This window comes from Anaerolineales bacterium, from assembly GCA_022866145.1.
GTDB lineage: Bacteria > Chloroflexota > Anaerolineae > Anaerolineales > E44-bin32 > PFL42.
The window spans coordinates 1-1,638 of the sequence record JALHUE010000032.1 but is presented as its reverse complement, the minus strand read 5'-3'; the positions used below and the strand labels follow the sequence as shown (position 1 = coordinate 1,638).

General features: G+C 63.6%; 2 protein-coding genes. Both read right to left on the bottom strand.

What is annotated here, in order from left to right; translation table 11 throughout:
* On the bottom strand, positions 1-1,169 hold a 1,169-nt coding region (locus tag MUO23_00990), incomplete at its 3' end, for an amino acid permease (GenBank protein MCJ7511526.1).
* A 178-nt stretch (positions 1,170-1,347) separates the two neighbouring features.
* The coding region (locus MUO23_00985) for a hypothetical protein (GenBank protein MCJ7511525.1) at positions 1,348-1,638 on the bottom strand (291 nt) is incomplete at its 5' end.

Below are 1,638 nucleotides of genomic sequence, written 5' to 3'. Positions count from 1 at the left end.
GGCTCGATCTTCGACACCCATTCCGGCAGCATCCGGTCCAGGGCGGCGGCGAAGATCACCCGCGTCGACGACAGGAAGACCGTCCCCGACCAGCCGAACCACCAGAAGCTCACCGCCAGAACGATGAGGAACTGCAGCGTCCGGCTGGTGGTCAGGAAGGTAGCAAACTGGACGGGGTATGGCCAGACCGGGATCGGGACCTCGGCGCCGTAGAAGATGTGGCTCCAGAAGGCGCCGTTGGCGTTCATGTAGAAATCCCAGCCCATAGTCTTGTTGATCAGGGCGAAGAACACCAGCGCCAGGCCGGCGGTGACACCGATGGCGGCCGCCATGCCCCAGAAGTTGCGCTTGTAGTCCGAGGCGCCGCGGACCTCACCATACAGCGTCGAGCCCCAGTTCGGCCACAGATTGAAGAATACGATCATCGGGATCAGAGCGAAACTCGCCCCGAAGGCGATGGAACCGAACTGGCCGAAGGTGACCCCGGCTGCCTGCCCGGCCGCCATCGTGGCGGCGTAGTAGTCCGCCTGCGGCACGCCGTACAGAGCCGGGATGTTGGTGTTCAAGCCGGCAATGAACGATTCGCGGGTGCCGACCAGCAGCAGGGCGAACACGGCCGCCAGGCCGACCGAGCCGACGTAGAAGCTGAACTTCTGCACTCGGGCGTACCACTTCATGCCGACGGCGATGTAGATGAACACGATCAGGCACACCAGCAGCATGCTGGTCAGCGGGCCCCAGGGGTAGGTGGTGAACCAAAGCGCCAGCTGCGGGAAGCCCAGGATGGCGGTGATCGGGGTAAGGAACTCGTAGGCCAGCATCTGGCCGTACAGCGGCACCCACAGCCAAAGGATGAACCACCAACCGGTGACCGTCAGCAGGAAACCCACGCCCCGGCCCAGGATCCGGCTCTGCCAGACGTAGTCGCCGCCGGCACGCGGCATGGCCGAGATCAGGCTGGCATACAGGATGACCTCAAAGATGGTGAAGACCCCGCCCACCACGACCGCAGTGCCGAGGTCCCCGCCAAAGTACCAGCAGTATGAGAAGATGAACAAGCCCAGGGTAATTAGGTTGATGGAGAAGGTGGCGTAGATGAACGCGTCAAATACCGACCAAGACCGCACCAGTCCGCTTGCTTTTCGTACGAACAGAGTTGCCTCGCTCATCGAGAAGCTCCTTTGCTGGTTCTATCGTCGCGGTGCCGCCCACAGGCTCGGGCGCCACATGCTGCAGTGAACTGCGCACGACTTCTCGTCGACCCGCTTCCTGACCGCTCGTGAGCGATACTCTCCTCCTTCCCCCGGCGGCGCATCGGCCCTCCGCCTCCGGGACACCCGGCGCTGGTCAGCCCGTCGTCAGCACGTAGTTGCCGACGGACTTCTCCTTTAGGTCTACCAACGCCCCGTGCAGAATCCCCTGCTCATACATGCTGCCGGGATTCAGGCAGAGCGTGCGCCCGTACTTGCGCGCCCCCTTGCCTTCATGGATATGGCCGTGGAGAGTCAGCATGGGCTTGTAGGTTTCGATCGCCTTGAGGACGGACTTGCTCCCTACTGGCACCAGCGAGCGTCCGGCGTAGGCCGGCCGCAGGTCCTTGGTCAACTCCGGCGCCTCATCCAGGCCGGAGCCGTAGGG